This window comes from Bradyrhizobium prioriisuperbiae, assembly GCF_032397745.1.
In the GTDB taxonomy this organism is placed as follows: domain Bacteria; phylum Pseudomonadota; class Alphaproteobacteria; order Rhizobiales; family Xanthobacteraceae; genus Bradyrhizobium_A; species Bradyrhizobium_A prioriisuperbiae.
The window spans coordinates 4,334,979-4,352,452 of sequence record NZ_CP135921.1; the positions used below are offsets into that span (position 1 = coordinate 4,334,979).

21 protein-coding genes are annotated in these 17,474 nt (G+C 64.3%); 11 read left to right on the forward strand and 10 right to left on the reverse strand.

The window, feature by feature from the left end:
• Positions 1-40 precede the first annotated feature (40 nt).
• Complete coding sequence (locus RS897_RS20330; protein WP_315838288.1) at positions 41-400, forward strand: hypothetical protein; 360 nt, start codon at positions 41-43, stop codon at positions 398-400.
• Complete coding sequence (locus tag RS897_RS20335) at positions 307-1,281, forward strand: MFS transporter (RefSeq protein ID WP_315838289.1); 975 nt, start codon at positions 307-309, stop codon at positions 1,279-1,281. The genes RS897_RS20330 and RS897_RS20335 overlap by 94 nt, the downstream gene beginning before the upstream one ends.
• Before the next feature lie 13 nt (positions 1,282-1,294).
• Here RS897_RS20335 and RS897_RS20340 read toward each other — a convergent pair whose 3' ends face one another.
• Positions 1,295-2,110, reverse strand: a complete 816-nt coding sequence (locus RS897_RS20340; RefSeq protein WP_315838290.1) for a crotonase/enoyl-CoA hydratase family protein — start codon at positions 2,108-2,110, stop codon at positions 1,295-1,297.
• Positions 2,111-2,314: 204 nt separating this feature from the next.
• Between RS897_RS20340 and RS897_RS20345 the strand changes: the two genes are divergently transcribed.
• The gene (locus tag RS897_RS20345; protein WP_315838291.1) at positions 2,315-2,950 is read left to right on the forward strand and encodes a TetR/AcrR family transcriptional regulator; all 636 of its coding nucleotides are present in this window, start codon (positions 2,315-2,317) and stop codon (positions 2,948-2,950) included.
• 173 nt (positions 2,951-3,123) lie between these two features.
• The gene (locus RS897_RS20350; RefSeq protein ID WP_315838292.1) at positions 3,124-4,014 is read left to right on the forward strand and encodes an MBL fold metallo-hydrolase; all 891 of its coding nucleotides are present in this window, start codon (positions 3,124-3,126) and stop codon (positions 4,012-4,014) included.
• Between the two features lie 121 nt (positions 4,015-4,135).
• Here RS897_RS20350 and RS897_RS20355 read toward each other — a convergent pair whose 3' ends face one another.
• Entirely contained in the window at positions 4,136-5,305 is a 1,170-nt protein-coding gene (locus RS897_RS20355) for an FAD-dependent oxidoreductase (protein WP_315838293.1), read from the reverse strand.
• Between the two features lie 74 nt (positions 5,306-5,379).
• On the opposite strand from RS897_RS20355, the gene RS897_RS20360 reads away from it, so the two are divergent.
• The gene (locus tag RS897_RS20360; protein ID WP_315838294.1) at positions 5,380-5,835 is read left to right on the forward strand and encodes a MarR family winged helix-turn-helix transcriptional regulator; all 456 of its coding nucleotides are present in this window, start codon (positions 5,380-5,382) and stop codon (positions 5,833-5,835) included.
• 27 nt (positions 5,836-5,862) lie between these two features.
• Here RS897_RS20360 and RS897_RS20365 read toward each other — a convergent pair whose 3' ends face one another.
• Positions 5,863-6,066 carry a hypothetical protein gene (locus RS897_RS20365; protein WP_315838295.1) on the reverse strand — a complete coding sequence of 68 codons (204 nt, stop codon included), beginning with the start codon at positions 6,064-6,066 and terminating at the stop codon, positions 5,863-5,865.
• A 246-nt stretch (positions 6,067-6,312) separates the two neighbouring features.
• Between RS897_RS20365 and pdxY the strand changes: the two genes are divergently transcribed.
• Positions 6,313-7,128: a pyridoxal kinase gene (gene pdxY, locus RS897_RS20370; protein ID WP_315838296.1), complete on the forward strand. Its 816-nt coding sequence runs from the start codon at positions 6,313-6,315 to the stop codon at positions 7,126-7,128.
• Between the two features lie 47 nt (positions 7,129-7,175).
• Positions 7,176-7,835 (forward strand): hypothetical protein, encoded by a 660-nt coding sequence (locus RS897_RS20375; RefSeq protein WP_315838297.1) that lies wholly within the window; start codon positions 7,176-7,178, stop codon positions 7,833-7,835.
• 3 nt (positions 7,836-7,838) lie between these two features.
• On the opposite strand, the gene RS897_RS20380 is transcribed toward RS897_RS20375, so the two are convergent.
• The 5 genes from RS897_RS20380 to RS897_RS20400 all read right to left on the reverse strand — a co-directional run bounded on the left by RS897_RS20380 (position 7,839) and on the right by RS897_RS20400 (position 10,299).
• The gene (locus tag RS897_RS20380) at positions 7,839-8,225 is read right to left on the reverse strand and encodes a helix-turn-helix domain-containing protein (RefSeq protein ID WP_315838703.1); all 387 of its coding nucleotides are present in this window, start codon (positions 8,223-8,225) and stop codon (positions 7,839-7,841) included.
• Complete coding sequence (locus RS897_RS20385) at positions 8,225-8,521, reverse strand: type II toxin-antitoxin system HigB family toxin (RefSeq protein WP_315838298.1); 297 nt, start codon at positions 8,519-8,521, stop codon at positions 8,225-8,227. The genes RS897_RS20380 and RS897_RS20385 overlap by 1 nt, the downstream gene beginning before the upstream one ends.
• A 208-nt stretch (positions 8,522-8,729) precedes the next feature.
• Positions 8,730-9,053, reverse strand: a complete 324-nt coding sequence (locus RS897_RS20390; protein WP_315838299.1) for a helix-turn-helix domain-containing protein — start codon at positions 9,051-9,053, stop codon at positions 8,730-8,732.
• A complete protein-coding gene (locus tag RS897_RS20395; RefSeq protein ID WP_315838300.1) occupies positions 9,050-9,454 on the reverse strand; it encodes a type II toxin-antitoxin system RelE/ParE family toxin in 405 nt (134 codons plus the stop codon). Before RS897_RS20395 ends, RS897_RS20390 begins: the two co-directional genes overlap by 4 nt.
• 86 nt (positions 9,455-9,540) lie before the next feature.
• Positions 9,541-10,299: an XRE family transcriptional regulator gene (locus RS897_RS20400; protein ID WP_315838301.1), complete on the reverse strand. Its 759-nt coding sequence runs from the start codon at positions 10,297-10,299 to the stop codon at positions 9,541-9,543.
• A gap of 262 nt (positions 10,300-10,561) precedes the next feature.
• Between RS897_RS20400 and RS897_RS20405 the strand changes: the two genes are divergently transcribed.
• The 4 genes from RS897_RS20405 to RS897_RS20420 all read left to right on the forward strand — a co-directional run bounded on the left by RS897_RS20405 (position 10,562) and on the right by RS897_RS20420 (position 13,366).
• Positions 10,562-10,957 carry a transcriptional regulator gene (locus RS897_RS20405; RefSeq protein WP_315838302.1) on the forward strand — a complete coding sequence of 132 codons (396 nt, stop codon included), beginning with the start codon at positions 10,562-10,564 and terminating at the stop codon, positions 10,955-10,957.
• Entirely contained in the window at positions 10,954-11,745 is a 792-nt protein-coding gene (locus RS897_RS20410; RefSeq protein WP_315838303.1) for a helix-turn-helix domain-containing protein, read from the forward strand. Before RS897_RS20405 ends, RS897_RS20410 begins: the two co-directional genes overlap by 4 nt.
• Positions 11,746-11,810: 65 nt before the next feature.
• The gene (locus tag RS897_RS20415; protein WP_315838304.1) at positions 11,811-12,725 is read left to right on the forward strand and encodes a hypothetical protein; all 915 of its coding nucleotides are present in this window, start codon (positions 11,811-11,813) and stop codon (positions 12,723-12,725) included.
• A complete protein-coding gene (locus RS897_RS20420; protein ID WP_315838305.1) occupies positions 12,722-13,366 on the forward strand; it encodes a hypothetical protein in 645 nt (214 codons plus the stop codon). Before RS897_RS20415 ends, RS897_RS20420 begins: the two co-directional genes overlap by 4 nt.
• 115 nt (positions 13,367-13,481) lie before the next feature.
• Here the strand turns inward: RS897_RS20420 and RS897_RS20425 are convergent, their stop codons facing one another.
• Complete coding sequence (locus tag RS897_RS20425; protein WP_315838306.1) at positions 13,482-14,531, reverse strand: MBL fold metallo-hydrolase; 1,050 nt, start codon at positions 14,529-14,531, stop codon at positions 13,482-13,484.
• A 135-nt stretch (positions 14,532-14,666) separates the two neighbouring features.
• Positions 14,667-17,168 (reverse strand): bifunctional diguanylate cyclase/phosphodiesterase, encoded by a 2,502-nt coding sequence (locus RS897_RS20430; RefSeq protein ID WP_315838307.1) that lies wholly within the window; start codon positions 17,166-17,168, stop codon positions 14,667-14,669.
• Positions 17,169-17,474 lie beyond the last annotated feature (306 nt).

A 17,474-nucleotide genomic window follows, 5' to 3' on the forward strand; every position in this document is an offset into this window, starting at 1 on the left:
ACAGGGCGACAGGTCATGAACAGCTCAGGGAGGGATGATGATGGAGGCCTTGAAGGCCGGCGGGGTCGCGGCCGTCCACTCGGATGACGATGTCGAACTCGGCGGCTACAGGTGGATCATCCTCGCGCTCGCCTGGTTGACGTTTCTCATCAGCTTCGTTGACCGGCTGGCATGGGGGAACGTGTCGATCCCGGTGGGGCAGACGCTGGGCATGCCTGTCGCGGCACTTGGGATCTTCGTCACGGCGTTCTATGTCGGATACGTCATTGCGAACTTCGTCGGCGGTTTCGGCAGCGACCGCGAGCAATGCTGGCCGGCGCCATTATCCCGCTCGGCGTCTTCACATTTCTCTTCAGCTTCTCCACGTCGGTGGCCATCGGACTCGTGCTCCAGGCCCTGATGGGTCTTGCGGCCGACGCCGACTATTCGGCATGCGTCAAGCTGATTACGGCCTGGTTCGGAAAACGCAGCCGCGGCTTTGCCATGGGGCTGTTCCTGACGGCGTCGTCGCTCGGTGTTCTCGTGACCAATGCCATTGTGCCGACCGTGCTGCAGGCCATGTCATGGAGTGCGGTGTATCAGATCCTCGGGATCGTCACCGTGCTGATCGGCCTGGTGTCTTTTGCGATGCTGCGGGACAGTCCGAATACCCGGGTTTGCGCGGCGACAGCGCCTCCGGATCTCAAAGCTCTGTTCGACAATCGCGATCTGATGTGTCTCGCTTTGGCCGGGTTTGGTGCGTTCTGGGGGACCTGGGGCTTTGCATTCTGGGCCAATGCGCTGATGATCCGCGGCCATAGCCTTTCCCCGGTCAGCGCGGGCTTCATCGTTGCATTGGTCGGGGCTGGTGCGATCGCGGGCAAGCCGCTGGTCGGCCTGATCTCCGACTGGTCCGGCGGGATTCGAAAAATCCCGATCATCGTCTGCCTGCTCGGCTTCTGTGCGCTGCTGCTCGTGTTCGGAACACTGACGAGCGAATTCCAGTTCAGGCTTGCCGCTCCGCTGCTGGGCGTCGCCGCGTTCGTCTACAGCCCCTTGATGGGGGCAATGGTCGCGGAGGTCGCGGGCCTGCGGCGAGCGGGGGCCGCAACCGGCGTGACCGCCGCGCTGTGGCAGTTGGGCAGTGTGGTCGTGCCTGTCGTTGTCGGTCTGGTGTATCAGGCAACCACGTCGTTCCCCACGGCATTCGTGACGCTGGCCGCGGGTCCCTTGCTGGGAGCGGTCTGCATGCTGTTCGTTCGCGAGGGGCGAGGGCCAACTGGCGAGGACACGCGGCCGTGACGCAGACGCGTCCTCACGCGATGTCCGTGAACGACCCATGCCGGCCCTGGCCGCGGGCAAACCGGGCCGCGCCTGCCGCGCCTTCCTTGTGATGCGCCTCCAGTCCATTGGCCCATTCACGCTTCAGGGCGTCCCGGATGCCGAGACCATGGGTCTCATAGACGTTGCGGCGATCTGCATGGACGGCGGCCTGCGGGAATGACGCGATCAGCTGCGCCATCTCCTCCGCGGCAGCCCGGGCGCCGCCGGTCGGCACCACCTTTTCGCAAAGCCCGATCCGCAAGGCTTCGTCGGCGTCGACCTTGCGGCCGGTCAGGATGATCTCCATCGCGCGCCCGACGCCAACCAGGCGTGGCAGCCGCACGGTGCCGCCGTCGAGCAGCGGAATGCCCCATCGTCTGCAGTAGACGCCGAAATAGGCTGTTGCGGCCATCACGCGCACGTCGCACCACAGCGCAAGCTCCATGCCGCCGGCGACTGCCGGTCCCTCGATCGCGCCGATCACGGGTTTGGATAATTCCAGCCGCGAGGGGCCGAGAGGCCCGCGTGGCGCGGGGGCCGATCCCTGCGGGAAGGCGAGCCCTTCGACGATGTCGGATTGGAAACGATCGCGGTCGGCGAGCGTGGCTGCGTATTTCAGATCCCAGCCGGCGCAGAAGGCGCCGCCCGCGCCCCAGAACACCGCAACGCGGGCGTCAGGGTCGGCGTCGAAGGCCAGGAAAGCATCGACAAGCGCATCCGCCGTTTCCGGATCGCCGGCGTTCCGGGCTTCGATGCGATCGTTGATGATCGTGGTCACGGCACCGGATTTCTCGATCCGAACGGTCATGTCCCGGTCTCCTTGTTGTTTGACGACGACGTGCCGGTTGCAGCACCCGTCTTCCTCCAGATGGGCTCTTTTTAATATATTGTTATATTCTGATAACATTGTTATCAATCGTTGTTATAAATTGTCGAGCACTATTTTCAACCGCTCTCGGGCGAGCGCTCGTGGCCGCCGGGATGAACAGCGACATCTGATGGGTCAGGCGCGATGGGGAACGCAGACGTCACAAGCGGCACGCCAAGGAACGCACCAAGGAACACACCAAGGAAAGCGGCGGTCGACGCCTTCAAGCGTCAACTGATCCGGGATGCCGCCCGGGAAGTCTTTCTCAGGCGGGGGCTTGCGGAGACCACCCTGCGCGAAATCGCGAAAGCCGCCGGCAGCACCACCGGCGCGATCTACGCGCAATACGCCAGCAAGGAAGAGGTTTACGGCGACATCTTGCGCCAGTCGCTGGCGGAATTGCGCGAGACCATGCAACGGGCGCGGCCCGCGGCGGCAAAAACCGACAGCACCGCGCGGATGCTGCGCGCGATCCTGCATTATTACGAAGAGCGCACGGCGGAGTTTGAACTGGGGTTCTATCTCAAGTCGGGCGCCGCGCGTGTCGGTCTCGGACGCGACCTTGATCGTGAACTCAACGCAGCCCTCAAGGCGGTGTTCGATCTCGTCGCCCAGGCCCTGATCGACGACCGCCGCTGCGCCCAGAAGCTGGCCGAGCGCCGGTCCGTCCTGCTCGTGACCACCGTCTTCGGCATCCTGCTGATGGACAAGACCGGCCGGCTCGCCACGTTGCGACAGGAGGCGCGGATTCTTCTCGAGGACCAGATATCCGCCCTGTGACGGCGTTGCGCCGAATGGCTGGCGAAACGCGCTGCAGCGCGGCAGGGGCGACCGGACATTGTCCCGGGCCGGCGTTTATTCCCGCCCGGCGGACGAAAAATTTCGATTGAGCGCGGAATGTTTTTCACCGACCCTCCTGCAGCAACGGACTTGATTGTCAGGGGAGGCCATCGATGAAGACCTTGAATGCCATTGTCGTTGTCGCGGTTCTGATTTTTGGTGTCGGGGCGGCAACGGCACAAAACGCCCCGCCGGTGTCGACCAAAAAGGTGGAGGGCACCGACAATGTCTACCTTTTCCGCTACGGCGGCCATCAATCGATGTTCATCGTGACACCGCAGGGCGTCATCGCCACCGATCCAATTTCCTACTTGCGCCCGGCCAAGCCCTATATCGACGCCATCAAGGCCGTCACCGACAAGCCGATCAAATACGTCATCTACAGCCATCACCATTATGATCACATCGCCGGCGGCAAGCCGTTCAAGGATCTCGGCGCGATCTTCATCGCGCACCGGCGCGCCCGCGAACGCCTGCTCGAATTGAAAAAGCAGAACGCGCTGCTGCCTGATGAGGTGATGCCCGACCAGGTGTTCGACGGCAAGAAAACCATCACGCTCGGCGGCACCACGCTGGAGCTGATCTATGTCGGCCGCAACCATTCGGACAATTCGGTGGTGATGCGGCTGCCGAAGGAGAAGCTGGTGTTCGTGGTCGACTTTGCGCCGATCGAGGCGGTGCAGTTTCGCAACATTCCCGACAATGCCTCGCCGGTGGACTATGTCGATTCGCTGAAGAAGCTTGCCGCGCTGGACTGGGACCGGATGCTCACCGGCCATCCCTATGCGGGCGGACGCTACGGCACCAAGAAGGATGTCCAGGACGACATCGCCTATATGGAGGATCTCTCGGCGGAAGTGAAAAAGGCGGCGGACGCCGGCAAGTGTTTCGACACCGCGATGAAGGAGGTCAAGCTGCCGAAATACGAAAAATGGGCGAACTATGAGACCAGCCTGCCCGCCAATGTCGAGCGCTTCTGCTACTGGTGGGCACGCGGATACTGATCGCGGCGAACGGCCGCCTCAAGGCACCGAAAACCGATGCGTAGCATCGCCTCGAGACGCGCGTGCCGCGCTCCTCACCATGAGGAGATCTGACGCAGTAAGACTACAGAGGCCTTCGCACCTACTGCGGCCGCGACGCACTCTCGCCTTGCGCGGTCATGTACGCCCGGTAATGCGCCAGCGACAGCTCCAGGCTGACATGGGACAATTCGGTCGCCGCCGCTTCGGCCGCGCCTGTTGCCGGCTCGACCACCCGGGAGAACATTTCCTCCTCGAAGGTCTTCACAGCTTCGCGCCAGTCGCTGCTTTCGCTGAGATGGCGCGCCAGTTCGGCGGCGTCGAGCATCGCGGCGTTGACGCCTTCGCCGCCGAATGGCGACATCAGGTGTGCGGCGTCGCCGATCAGCGTGATGCCGATGCGATTGGGCCAGTGATGGCCGACCGGCAGCGCATGGATCGGCCGGGCCGCGATCGCGTCATTGCCGGCACGGATCAGGTCGATCAGGCCCTCGGCCCAGCCGTCGTATTCGGCGGCGAGCTGCGCGCGCGCCGTGGCCGGAGTGGCGAAGTCGAAGCGCTGCGCCGCCCAGTCCGCGGGCACGCGGAAAAAAGCATAGCCGCGCAAATGGGCATGGCCGTTGCGTTGCACAATCAGGCCGCGCCCCTGGCCCTCGATGCCGATCTTGCCGCGTCCGACCAGCGCTGACAGCGCCGGATGGCGCGCATCCACATCGTCGATGCCGAACTCGACGAAGGTCAATCCGCTGTATTGCGGCTGATACCGCGAGACCAGCGGCCGCACCCGCGACCAGGCGCCGTCGGCGCCGACCACGAGATCGAATGGCCCCGCACGGGTGCCGTCGTCGAACGACAGATCGTAAGTGCCGTCGTCGCGCGCAGACACGTCGCGCAGGGTGTGGCCCCAGCGAACCGACGCCGCCGGCAGCGATGCCAGCAGGATCTCCCGCAGCGCGGTGCGGTCGACCTCCGGCCGGTCGCCGCCGCTGGCCTCGTCGTGGGCGAGCAGCAGCTGCCCCTGGCTGTCGTAGAGCCGGGTGCCCTGGTCGTCGTAACGCGCGATCCGCAGGAACTCCGCGGTGAGGCCGGCGCGCTCAAGCGCCAGCTGTCCGGTCTGCACATGCAGGTCCAGTGTGCCGCCCTGCGGCCGCTCCAGCGCATGGGCCTCGCGTTCGAACACGGTGGCGTCGAGGCCGGCGACAAACAGCAGGCGGGCCAGCGTCAGCCCGCCGGGGCCGGCGCCGACAATGGCAATGCGGGGTGGATGCGTCATGGACAGGGGCCTCATCGGTGATTTATATAGGGTCCTATATAATAAACATAGGCACCTATGCAAATGGCAACTTTATGACCGACCCCGAGCCGTTCGATCACCCCGCACCGCTGGTCAACATGGCCTCGCGTGCCTTCCTGCGGCTTGGCGAGCGGCGGGTGAAGCCGTTCGGCTTCAGCATCGGGCAATTGCCGGTGCTCTACCTGCTGCGCGACGGCTCGGCGATGTCGCAACGGGATCTGGCGCGCGCGATCAAGATCGAGCAGCCGTCGATGGCCCAGATCCTGGCGCGGATGGAGCGCGACGGCTGGATCCGCCGCACGCCCGATCCGGACGATGGCCGCAGCCATCTGGTGTCGCTGACCAAGGCGGCGCTGGCCAAACTGCCGGCCGCCCGCGCCGCGCTGCACCGCGACCGCGACAAGGCCCTCGTTGGCTTCAGCGCAACGGAAACCGCGACACTGCTGAAACTGCTGCGGCGGCTCAACCAGAATCTCGATCGTATTGTTGCTGAGGAGACGGAAGCGTGACTGCTGTCGCAACACGCGCGTGGCGCCTCAATGCCACACAAGCAGCAGTGCCGCCGCGGTCGCGAGGACGGCGAGCGGCACGGCACCGAGCGGCCACGCCTGCAGATAAGCCGCGCGTTCCAGATTGGGTTTTCCGACCAGGGCGCAGCCGACCGCGACCCGCACCGGAGACAGCATGGTCAGCGCGGCGGATGTCGTGTTCTGGATGGCGGCCAGCCATGGCAGGCTCAACGCGGCGTCCCTGGCGAGCGCGAACGTAGCCCGGATCAGCGCGAAGCGCGATATCCGGGGGGGCGATCCGCCTGCGCCAAGCCGGCGCGCTGTCTGGAGAAGGATTCTCCGCGCAGCGGCATTGTCGCGAACGCGTTCCCGTGTGGTTTGACCGGGGATGAATTGATTTTCGCGCGGGGCCCGCGCGGATGGTGGCTCGGTCGCTTTTGGACTATCGTTGCAGGTCGGTTGCCGCAGGGACGAAAAATGCTTGTCATCTCGATTCAAAGCCAGGTGGTTCACGGCCACGTCGGCAACAGTGCCGCCGTCTATCCCATGCAGGCGGAAGGCGTGACCGTGGCCGCGGTTCCCACCACGCTGCTGTCGAACCATCCGCGTTATCCCACCGTGCGCGGGCGCGTTCTGGATGCGGAGCTCGTGTCCGATCTGCTGCGCGGCGTCGAGGAGCGCGGCCTGGTCGAGCGGGCCACCGTTCTCATCACCGGATATCTGGGGTCGCCGGCCGTCGGCGCTGTCGTCGCCGATTTCGTCGCGCGGGCGCTGCGGCGAAATCCGAAGCTGCTCTATCTCTGCGATCCGGTCATTGGCGACGACGGTGTCGGCATCTTTGTCGCCGATGGCCTCCTGGAGGTGTTTCGGGACCGGCTGGTGCCGGCGGCGTCGCTGACGACGCCCAATCAGTTCGAACTGGAGCTGCTCAGCGGCACAAAGGCGCGTGATGCGTCCGGTCTGCTTGCTGCGAGCGCCGGGATGGCCGCTTACGGACGGGTAGGCGTCATTGCCACGGGATGCACCCTCGCCGATACAGCCCCGGGCAACGTCGAGACGATTCTCTGTGCGGATGGCCAGCTTTGGCGCTTGGCCACGCCGCGGCTGCCGATTCACCCTTGTGGCACCGGCGATCTCCTGACCGGTCTCGTGGCCGCGCATCTCGCCAAAGGCGCGCCCGTCGAGACGGCGCTTCGCCTTGCCGTGGATGGCGTCTTCGCTGTTCTCGTTCGCACCCAGGAGCTGGGATCGGAGGAGATGTGCCTCATTTCCAAACCTATCGCCGGTCTTTAGGCCCTGAGCCGGACAGCTTGCCATGAAGCGGTCCGCCCGCTACCTCAATGACACGTGCGTCACGTGTATGGCACGTCCAACGCCATCTTGAAGCCGAAGACGGCGCCGCGTTGCCGATCCCCAAACAACATACCCTGAGCGCGCCCGGCACCTGGAGCAAGCGGGGTGGGGACACGCCGTTCCGCCGCGAATTGACGGCCAGCATTCCGGCCGAACTCGACGCGGTACTCGGTTTCTATCGCCGTGAACTGTCCAAACTTGACTGGAAGGAAGCGGTGCAAGGCGCCGTAGTCAAACCGGATCAGGTGAAGCTCGCCTTCGCCGCGCCCGAGGGGCCGGCGGTGCTGAAGCTCGGCCGTGCGCAGGGCGAGACCACGGTCAATCTGGTGGTGAAGAACGCGGCCGAGGCGGCGAAAGCCGGCTCGTCTCCCGCGCCGGGACGCGTCAAGCTGATCTTCGGCAATATCGGCGAGACCGAAGCCACTATTACCATTGCCACGAAAACGATTGTGATTGCGCCGGGCGTCGGCAGCCCGCAGACCCCGAACGGCCCGACACTCGATTTGCCGCCGGGCAAATACAAATATTCGCTGAAGCGCCGCGGACAGCCGGTCCGATCAGCCGAACTGGACGCCGGTGCCGACGAGACCTGGGGCCTGATGGTCGGCCCCGCCGCGTCTGGTGTGCTGGATCTGCAGATCTACTGATCGTCAGCCGGTGTTGCGCGCAAGCTCATAGTCGCCTGTGAGAGACTCGATCGGAAGATTCCAGTCCTCGCTGATGCGGCGGATCATGTCCAGCGTAAGCCGGCGCTTGCGGTTCAGGATTTCCGAGGCGCGCGACGCCGAACCGAGAATGCGAGCAAGGTCAGCTTGGGTTTTGTCCATTGAATCGAGAGCGAAGTGCAGCACATCGATCGGGTCGGCGGCGGGGATGGCAACATGTTCGTTTTCGTAGTGCTCAATAAGAGCGGAGAGCACATCAAAGCGATCGCCCTCCTCGGAACCGGGGGCTGGCGGCTTCTTGAAATAGCGCTCGACCTCCTTGAGCGCCCATTGATGGTCTGCAGGCGTACGCAGCGGTCGGATATTTTTCATCATACGGTCTCCGGATCGATTTGGTCGTACTCCTTGTGCGTGCCGACGAATTTCACCAGAACGCGCTTGAACGGATAGGCGACATGAACGATCAGCCGAAACTTGTTGCCGCCGATGTCGAAAATGATCCTGTTGTCGCCGACGAAGTCGACACTGGCGCCAAAGGCCTTTTTGACATCGGATGGGCTGTCCCAGTCTGCGTCCGAGACGATCTTGTGCCAGCTCGTTAGCGGGCGTTCCGCATGCGGATGCCGCGTCCAGAAATCTCTGAGAGTTCGCTTCGACAGTACCTGCATAAAGATATACCCATTCCCAATCTGGGAACAAGCGAATTTCCCAGAATGGGAAAATATCCCGTCTAGCTCGCAAGCTCAGCCAAAACACCGAAAACCGCTCCACATAGCGCCCGAACACTGTGACCTCGTCCGGATCGAACGCCTGGTCCGGGTACATCTTGTTGTCTGACTTCAGCACATAGCGAATGTGGCCCTCGGCGCGTTCGATCTAGGCAAGCATCAAGATCCGACCCTCTTGCTTCGGCTTTGATGGTTTGAATTTGATCTCGACATCCGTCCCAAGCATGCGGACGAAAGAGAGAAGCCTTTCAAGTGAAAAGCCTTCAAATCGTCCGCGCAGGAGTTTCGACACATCGGGTTGCTTGAGGCCGATCCGTGCCGCCGCCTGGGTTTGCGTCAGGCCCTTTCGTTCGATCGCCTGGGCGATGGACATGACGAGGTGGGCCTTCAGCATCAGTTCGTCGGAGTCGGGCAAGCCGAGATCGGCGAAAACATTGCCGCTGCTCTTCTCGATTTTTACCCGCTTTTTCATGATTCACCCCGGTCTCTGGTCTGAATTTCTCTGGCTGCCTTTGCCGCGTCGTGTGCGGTCTGCGCTTGTCTAAGGCGCTTTGCTATCATGTCCATGTCGGCTGCGGATGTCTTGCGCCCCTGCGTGGACTTCTTCATGAAGGCATGGAGCACGTACACCGCCGTATCGAACTTGACGGTGTAAACCGCCCGATATGTGTTGGTATCGAAATCTTCGACGACTTCCAGGACTCCATCTCCGCCAAACCCTTTCAGAACTTTGGCATTCGGGTGCTTGCCACCGCGCTGGGCGAGCAGGATCGCATAGGCAAGTGCATATCGAACTTCGCGCGGAAGCCTCTGCAGATCTTTCCTGCTCGATCCGACAAAATAGGCCTCCTTTACAGTGAGGTCCTTTGCCAACCATTAGCTCCTATAGTAGATTTACTATATATCGCCTATGCTCGAACTTCAAGGACGGTGCGTGACAATCCGCGGAGCGGCATCCCTCAAAACACCGAAAACCGCCCCACATAGCGCCCGAACACCGTGACCTCGTCCGGATCGAAGGCCTGGTCCGGGTACATCTTGTTGTCGGACTTCAGCACATAGCGGATGTGGCCCTCGGGGCGCTCCACTGCGACGCGTTTCAGCGTGCGGCCGAGGCCGTAATCGACGGCCCAGATGCCGTCGGGCTCGATCTGCTGGCGGCTGGTGTCGACGAACACGATGTCGGTGCGCTGGATGGTCGGCTCCATGCTGTCGCCGTCCATGGTGAAGGCGACGGTGCGGGCGAGATTGGCGCGGGCGAGGCCACGCAGCACCGCGGCCGGGATCCGCCACCAGTCGGCGACTTCCTCGCGCGTCTGCATCTCGCCGACCTCGATGGTCATGACGGTGCCGGTGGAGCCGCCGCCGATCCGTCCGCGCATCTGCGGCAGTGCGTCGGGAAAGGGACGGTCCAGTTCAGTCGTCGGCCTGTCGAGATCGGGATCGGGCTCGAACTCCTCGCCCGCCGGCACGCGTTTCTGCTCGGGAGCTGCCTGCTCCTCGGTGCCCTTCCGCCACAGCAGCCAGTCCTCTGACGTCGACAGCACGCTCGCGATCTCGCGCAACAGCCTGGGACGTTTCACCCGGCCCTGTTCGATGGCGTCGATGCCCTGCTGCTTCATGCCGACACGATCCGCCAGCGTCTCCTGCGACAGCCCGAGCTTGGCGCGGCGCATCTTCATGCGACGGCCCAACGCCGATGCATCCACCTCTTTCATGGGAAGACCCTCCGATCAAAAGATCCGGTGCGTTTAATCCTCATGGTGAGGAGCGCGACAGCGCGTCTCGAACCATGAGGCCACCGACCTCGCCAACAATCTGTTCGGGCCGCATCCTTCGAGACGGCGCCGTGCGCCTCCTCGGGATGAGGAGAGAGGCACGGCAACCTTCAGCTCCGCCGCGCCGTACCAAAACTTCAGTTATCCACTCATACTGATTTTTAAGTTGCGGTCAACCGATTAATCAGTGACGATTGCGGCCATGACAAATAACAACCATGCCCCGCAAGGTCCTCCGGCACCCTCGCCACAGGCGCAAAACGACGCTCCGACAGTCGATCCCGCATCACCTCTGTCCGTCTCGGGCTTGCCGCTGCAGGGCCTGCACAAATCGGCGCTGCGCGAGGCTTGCGAGCTTGCCGGCGGGCAAAAATCCCTCGCCGCGCGCATCGGCACCACGCAGTCGATGGTCTGGTACTGGCTGGTGCGCAGCAAGCGCGGGGTGCCCGGCGAGTTCGTGCTTGCCGTCGAGGCGGTGACCGGCATCAGCCGGCACGCGCTGCGGCCCGACATTTTTCCCGAACCTGATCCAACGTCAAACACCGATGCGTCATCTGCGACCGGCGCATCGCAAACAATCGTGGAGGACTGCCGATGACACTCACGTCGATGATACCTGCCCGCGCGCCCGACCAGCCATCATCCGCCGATGTTCCTGCGGAACGCAGCGTCACCGCCGCGCTGACACCGGCGCAGGACAAGGCCATCCTGACACTGTGGGGCGAACTGCACGACACGTTGCAGATCGCGCGGCGGATGAATCGCAGCGAAGCCGAGATCGCCAACCGCCTGGCGCAGTTGCGCGACGAGGACGGCACCGCGATGACGCCGACGCAATACGCGCTGCATCACGCCCGCAAGCGGCGGCTGGCGCGGCTGACCGCGGCGGCGGCGCAGGTGCCGCAGGATTCTCCGGTGGTGCGGGTGGCGCCACGTGATCCATCGCGCGATCGACAGCGGGTTACTAATTCCTGGGTGAAACGACAGCGCGGCCGCTACAGTGCGCCGCTGGTCGCCCGCGAGCCGAATCCCGCATGGACAGTGCCGTCGCCAGGATCGCAGGCGAGATACGACCTGCCGGCGCCGACCGCGCGCACCATCCAGCATGCGGTGTGCGCCTATTACCAGGTCACCCTGCAGGATCTGCTGTCGCCACGGCGTCATGCCGAGATCATGCGGCCGCGCCAGGTCGCGGTCTGGCTCTGCCGCACCATGACGGCGCTGTCGATGCCGAAGATCGGCCAGCTGTTCGGCGATCGCGACCACACCACCATTCTCGCCGCGATCCGCAAGGTCGCCGACCAGCTGCCGCAGGACAAGGAGCTGCGCGCCGACGTCGAGGCACTGACGCAGCAGCTGCACGAAGGAACGGTGTTTCAGCCATGAGCGGAGCGGAATCTTCAAGCATGAGCGGAGCGGTGCCTTCAAGCATGAGCCAGGCGGCGTTTCAGATGAGTCAACCTGCGACGTCGACGCCGCCGGCCAGCGCGGCCCACTGGTTTCGCGTCTACAACGCCGTGGTGGACGATCCCAAGGTGCAGCAGCTGCCAGACGCCCTGTTCAAGGCGCTGGTCAATCTGTGGTGCCTGGCCTCCCAGAACGGCGGCACGCTGCCGCCGACCGACACTGTCGCTTATCGGCTGCGCATGAAGCCGGCGCGGGCGGCTGAGATCCTTGCGCGCCTGGTCGCTGCCGGCCTGATCGATGACCATGCGGGCGTGTTCGTGCCGCACAATTGGGGGACACGGCAGTACAAGCGTGGCGTCACGGACGTGACGTCGGCGGAGCGGTCACGGCGCTACAGGGCGCGCAAGCGTGACGCAGGTCGTGATCCGGGCCGTGACGCGAACGTGACCGTCACGCCCCAAGAGTCAGAGCAGATCAGATCAGAGCAGAGCACAGCAGAGGCGCGCGACGTTTCGAAATCGGATGAAGACAGGTTGCGACAGGCGATCGCCGGGGCCTTCATGGCGGCCAAGGCTCCGAGCGTGCCGGACACCGCACGCGCTGGCGTCTGGCTGCGCCAGGGGTATGACGCCGGCATCATCCTTGCCGTCGTCACCGAGATCGTCGCCCGCAAGCCCCGGTTGGCCAGCCTGAACTATTTCGACGGGCCGATTCGCGACGCTCACGCCGATAAAGCGCCTGTCCGCATTGGCCCAACTCTGGTGCAGACCGCGGCGGACATCCGCATCGAGGATGCGGTGAAGATGTTCGCCAGGACACACCACTGGTCGCGCCATGCGGGCCCCGCACCCGGGCTCGCCGGCTGCCGCGCCCCGGCGGCGCTGTTGGCGCAATTCGGCCTGTTGCCCGACGGGCGGCCCAATCCGGCGGCGTCGCGCGGCGAGGGCGAGCGGGCATGACGCATTTCCATATTCCCGGCAAACAGAAAGGCATCCCCATGGGCAACGACGTCGCCAACGACAATGTCACGCGGCCGGCGCCCCGGCGCGCGACCAAATCCAGGCGCGGCAAACGCAAGCGGGTCGGCCGTCTGCGGCGACAGCGTGCGGAGCAGGGCATGCCGACGCCGGAGCGGCTGGCGTTTGCCGAGGGCCATGTGGAGATCGGCGACGACGAACAGGGCGGCCGGGTCTACACCATTCGCGATGCGCCGCTGGAGCGGCTGAGTGCGCGCGGCGGCATCGACCCGAAGGAATATTCGGCGCTGATGAAGTTCAAGCAGCACTGGTATCACGCCGGCCTGCTGCCGATGGTCGGCAGCGTCGATCTCAACCGGGTGTTCGCGCCCGACCCCGGCGCCTATTCCGGCATGGCGAAAAACGAGCGCCAGGTGTTTCATCGCCAGCGTTATCGCGAGGCGGTGCAGCACATTGGCCTGCGTGCCTCGCTGGTGGTCGAGCGCGTGGTCTGCAACGAACAGACGCTCGAGATGGCGGGGCTGGCGCTGAACTGGCGCACCCCGGCGCAGGCCCGCGCCGCCGCCACTGAACTGCTGCGCGACGCCGGCTATCGTCTGGCGCAACTGTGGGGGATCGGATGATCAGTCCGTGGATCGTCTGGACCGCGATCATTGCGGCGCTTGTCGTCATCGAACTCGTGGCGCTCGCGGTCAATGGCGCGATGCATCTGCCGTGAGGACAGGTGTGGGCGTCAGCTTAGTGCGTGGAAGCCCGGCTGTCGTTGCAGCCGGCTTTCTTCCAGGCGTCGATGCCGCCTTCGATATGGCAGGCGGTGTTGAGGCCCGCGTCCTGCGCGGCCTGCACCGCCATCGCCGAGCGCTCACCAAAGGCGCAATAGAACACCAGCCGCTTGCCGGTGGATTTCGCCAGTTCATGCAGGGTGCCGCCGGGGGCGATGTTTTCCAAAAGCACCGTGTAGGGCACGTGCAGCGCCCCCGGAATCGCGCCGTGCCGCTCCCGCTCGGAACGTTCGCGCAGGTCGATCAGCGCGATATCGGGCCTGGCGGCAAGCGCCAGCGCCTGCTGCGCCGTCAGCGCCCAGCCGCGCCGCGCGATCTCCTCCTGGTGCAGGCCGACCCTGAGATTGGCCGGCACCACCACGTCCATCATTTTCGGGTTGGCGAGCTTGAGGTTGTTCATCAGCTCCACGTATTCGTCGACCGATGTCACCTGCAGCCGCGGATTGAACGCCTTCTCCTCGCCGATGGTGGAGACGGTGTCGCCTTTATAATCGTGCGCCGGGAACACCATGGTCGCATCCGGCAGCTTCAAGAGCCGGCCGAACAGCGATTCGAACTGCATCCGCGGATCGCCGTTCTGGAAATCGGTACGGCCGGTGCCGCGAATCAACAGCGTGTCGCCGGTGAACACCCGGTCCGGCATCACGAAGCTGTAGGAATCGTCGGTGTGGCCGGGGGTGTAGATCACGTCGAGGGCAAGGCCTTCGATGGTGAGCTTGTCGCCGTCGGCGAGCCGCATCGAGACGACGTCGGCCCTGGTCTGTTCGCCCATCACGGTGATGCAATGGGTCTTGTCGCGCAGCGCGCCGAGGCCGGTGATGTGGTCGGCATGAAGATGGGTGTCGATCGCCTTGACCAGCCGCAGATCGAGTTCGCGCACCAGTTGCAGGTAGCGGTCGACCTTCTCCAGCACCGGGTCGATGATCAGCGCTTCACCGCCGCGGCGGCTGGCGAGCAGGTAGGAATAGGTGCCCGAGGTCTGATCGAAAAGCTGACGAAAGATCATCTTCACCGCACCGCGCAATGGATGCGGAATCGTAACATTTTTACGCAATGCGCGGAAGATGGAAGCGAGTCCCGCGCTGTCACCTCCTTGCGATCTCGCGGCTTGAGGGCGAGGGCAGGAGACTTGTGGACAACGTTACGCGACCTTCGCCGCGTTTCTGACGCGCGTGTGCAGCATTTTCGCCACTTCGGATGCGCGTTTCGGCCGGCTGAAATAATAGCCCTGCATTTCGGCGCAGCCGTCGGCGCGCAGAATATCGAGCTGGTCTTCGGTCTCGACGCCTTCCGCCGTGGTCGTCTTGCCGAGACTGACGGCGAATCGCACCACCGCGCGCGCGGTAAGTCGCGCTTCTTCCTTCGCGCCCGCCAGTTCGCTGACAAAGCTGCGGTCGATCTTGATCTTGTCGAATGGAAATTTCTGCAGGAAGCTCAACGACGAGTAGCCGGTGCCGAAGTCGTCCAGAGCGATCCGGACCCCGAGCTGGTGCAACTGGCGCAGCGTCGCGAACACCGCCTCGCTGTCATGCATGATGACGGTCTCGGTCACCTCGAGCTCCAGCCGGTGCGGCGCGATCCCCGATGTGGCCAGCGCGCCCACCACCAGCGCCACCAGGTCCTTGCTGCGGAATTGCGCGGGCGACAGATTGATCGCGACGTTGAGGTCGCCGGGCCAGGCCGCCGCCGTGGCGCATGCGGTGCGCAACACCCATTCGCCGAGCGGCACGATCAGGCCGGTCTCTTCCGCCAGCGGAATGAAGTCCTTGGGCAGCACCAGTCCACGTCGCGGATGATGCCAGCGCAGCAGCGCCTCGACGCCGCTGATTCGTCCGCTCTCGAGTTCGAGGAACGGCTGGTAGTGCAGTTCGAATTCGCTGCTCGCCAGTGCGTTGCGCAGGTCGTGCTCGAGCTCCCGTCGCGCCCGCATCTGTTGATCGAGTTCGGGCTCGAAGAAGTGGAACGCGCCGCGCCCGCTGCCCTTGGAGCGATAAAGCGCAAGATCTGCGCACTTGAGGATCTCGTCGGAATCAGCGCCGTCGCGCGGAGCCACCGCGATGCCGATGCTGGTACCGGTGATCACCTGATGGTCGCCGAGATCGAACGGCGTGCAAAGCGCCTTCTGGATCTGCTCGGCGAGCGCTGTGGCCTCGATCATGGGATTGGAGACGTGCGCGATCACGGCGAACTCGTCACCGCCGAGCCGTGCGATCAGGGCTGTATCGCTGATGCAGGCATTCAGCCGCGCCGCGACGGCCTGCAGCAGCGCGTCGCCGGTCGGATGCCCAAGCGTATCGTTGATCTCCTTGAAATGGTCGAGATCGAGCATCAGCACGGCGAGGCTCGGCCCGTCCCGGCGCGTGATCGCCAGCGCATGTTCCAGCCGCTCCCGCAGCAGTGTGCGGTTCGGCAGGCCGGTCAGCGCGTCGTGCTGGGCCATGTAGATGATCCGCGCCTCGGCCTGCCGCTGCTCGGTGACGTCGAGATGGGTCGCGACCCATCCGCCGCCGGGCATCGGCTGCCGCGTGACGCAGATCAGGCGGCCGTCAGCCAGTTCGTCGACCCGGCTCGACGGCGTATCGCTCGGCAGTGCCCTCAGGTTGGACAATACCTGCGTTGCGGCACTTTCGCTGGTCTCGCCCTTGAGGATGCCGTTGGTGATGCGGTGCGTGATGATGGCGTGATGCGACGTTCCCGCTTGCAACAGCTGCGGCGGCAGCCGGTACATCCGGGCGTAACGATCGTTGCAGACCACGAGGCGCTTGTCCGCGTCGAACATGCACAGGCCTTCGCCCATGTTGTTGATCGCCGTGTCCAGCCGCAGTGTCTGCTCCTGCAGCTCGCGCTGCGAGTCTTCGAGCTGCTGCCGCGCCTGCGAGAGCTGCTGGATGATTCCTTCGAAGGTGCGGGTCCGGCTGGCGAGCCGGCGATCCGCCAGCACGCCGATAAAGCTCATGCCGAGCACCGACAGGGCGACGCCGGCAATCGCCAGCGCGAGGAGCGAGGCGGACAGCGACAGCGTATCCGGTGTCCGTGTCGGATCGGGGATGATCTCGATAGCGCCCATCGCCGTGAAATGATGCGACACGACCGCAAGGGTCAGGAAAAGCGCGGCGGTAAGTGTTTCCCGTCTGCCGCTGCCGCGCAGCGCGATCGTCAGGGCGACATAACCGAAGATCATTCCCAGCACGATGGATGCGATCACCAGGTCCGCCGCCCAACTGATGCGGCCCGGGACTTCGAGAGCCCACATGCCGAGATAGTGCATGCCCGCGATGCCGCCACCCACGATGCCGCCGCCGATCGGTGCACGCCATTGCGCGTGACCGCCGGCCGCAATGCCCAAGCCGATGGTCGTCAGGAGCATCGCGAGCGCGAGGGATACGCCGGTCAGGATGACGCCATATCCGGTGGACACGCCGGGCTCATAAGCGAGCATCGCGATGAAATGAGTGCCCCAGATCCCGAAGCCGAAGGCGGCGCCGGCGATCGCGATCCAGGCCCGGCGCATGGTGGCCTGCGATGCGATGGCACGATGAAAGATGCTGATGGCAACGATGCTGGCGGCAAAGCAAACGAGGCCGGCGAGCAGCACCAGCCGCCAGTCGTGCTCGTTCGTGAGACAGCCCAGAACACGGAACATGCCGTTTGCCCGCAATCGTTTGTGTCAAAGTATCCGGAACCGTTGCGCAATCTCGCTAACGCCGACAGGGATCTGGTTGCATGGTTATTGTGCCGTAAAACAAACCGCTCCGATTGTCGGCGCTGCCGCGGCGGAGCGGTATCACCTTGCTGCGATGCGACTTGGGGTGGGAGAAGTACGGTGAGGGATCTATGACGGTTGCGAGGGCGTCGCCGAATCGATCATCGCGTGCTGGTATTGCCGCATGCGCGTTTTCAGACATCCATTTCCGTGCCGGACAACTTGTCACGCGGCGCGCCGTCACAG

Excerpts from the sequence above, each read along its gene's own strand:
- RS897_RS20330 (WP_315838288.1), top strand. The coding sequence starts at position 41 with ATGGAGGCCTTGAAGGCCGGCGGGGTCGCGGCCGTCCACTCGGATGAC.
- RS897_RS20335 (WP_315838289.1), top strand. The coding sequence starts at position 307 with ATGCTGGCCGGCGCCATTATCCCGCTCGGCGTCTTCACATTTCTCTTC.
- RS897_RS20340 (WP_315838290.1), bottom strand. The coding sequence starts at position 2,110 with ATGACCGTTCGGATCGAGAAATCCGGTGCCGTGACCACGATCATCAAC.
- RS897_RS20345 (WP_315838291.1), top strand. The coding sequence starts at position 2,315 with ATGGGGAACGCAGACGTCACAAGCGGCACGCCAAGGAACGCACCAAGG.
- RS897_RS20350 (WP_315838292.1), top strand. The coding sequence starts at position 3,124 with ATGAAGACCTTGAATGCCATTGTCGTTGTCGCGGTTCTGATTTTTGGT.
- RS897_RS20355 (WP_315838293.1), bottom strand. The coding sequence starts at position 5,305 with ATGACGCATCCACCCCGCATTGCCATTGTCGGCGCCGGCCCCGGCGGG.
- RS897_RS20360 (WP_315838294.1), top strand. The coding sequence starts at position 5,380 with ATGACCGACCCCGAGCCGTTCGATCACCCCGCACCGCTGGTCAACATG.
- pdxY (WP_315838296.1), top strand. The coding sequence starts at position 6,313 with ATGCTTGTCATCTCGATTCAAAGCCAGGTGGTTCACGGCCACGTCGGC.
- RS897_RS20375 (WP_315838297.1), top strand. The coding sequence starts at position 7,176 with ATGACACGTGCGTCACGTGTATGGCACGTCCAACGCCATCTTGAAGCC.
- RS897_RS20380 (WP_315838703.1), bottom strand. The coding sequence starts at position 8,225 with ATGAAAAATATCCGACCGCTGCGTACGCCTGCAGACCATCAATGGGCG.
- RS897_RS20385 (WP_315838298.1), bottom strand. The coding sequence starts at position 8,521 with ATGCAGGTACTGTCGAAGCGAACTCTCAGAGATTTCTGGACGCGGCAT.
- RS897_RS20390 (WP_315838299.1), bottom strand. The coding sequence starts at position 9,053 with ATGAAAAAGCGGGTAAAAATCGAGAAGAGCAGCGGCAATGTTTTCGCC.
- RS897_RS20400 (WP_315838301.1), bottom strand. The coding sequence starts at position 10,299 with ATGAAAGAGGTGGATGCATCGGCGTTGGGCCGTCGCATGAAGATGCGC.
- RS897_RS20405 (WP_315838302.1), top strand. The coding sequence starts at position 10,562 with ATGACAAATAACAACCATGCCCCGCAAGGTCCTCCGGCACCCTCGCCA.
- RS897_RS20410 (WP_315838303.1), top strand. The coding sequence starts at position 10,954 with ATGACACTCACGTCGATGATACCTGCCCGCGCGCCCGACCAGCCATCA.
- RS897_RS20415 (WP_315838304.1), top strand. The coding sequence starts at position 11,811 with ATGAGTCAACCTGCGACGTCGACGCCGCCGGCCAGCGCGGCCCACTGG.
- RS897_RS20420 (WP_315838305.1), top strand. The coding sequence starts at position 12,722 with ATGACGCATTTCCATATTCCCGGCAAACAGAAAGGCATCCCCATGGGC.
- RS897_RS20425 (WP_315838306.1), bottom strand. The coding sequence starts at position 14,531 with ATGATCTTTCGTCAGCTTTTCGATCAGACCTCGGGCACCTATTCCTAC.
- RS897_RS20430 (WP_315838307.1), bottom strand. The coding sequence starts at position 17,168 with ATGTTCCGTGTTCTGGGCTGTCTCACGAACGAGCACGACTGGCGGCTG.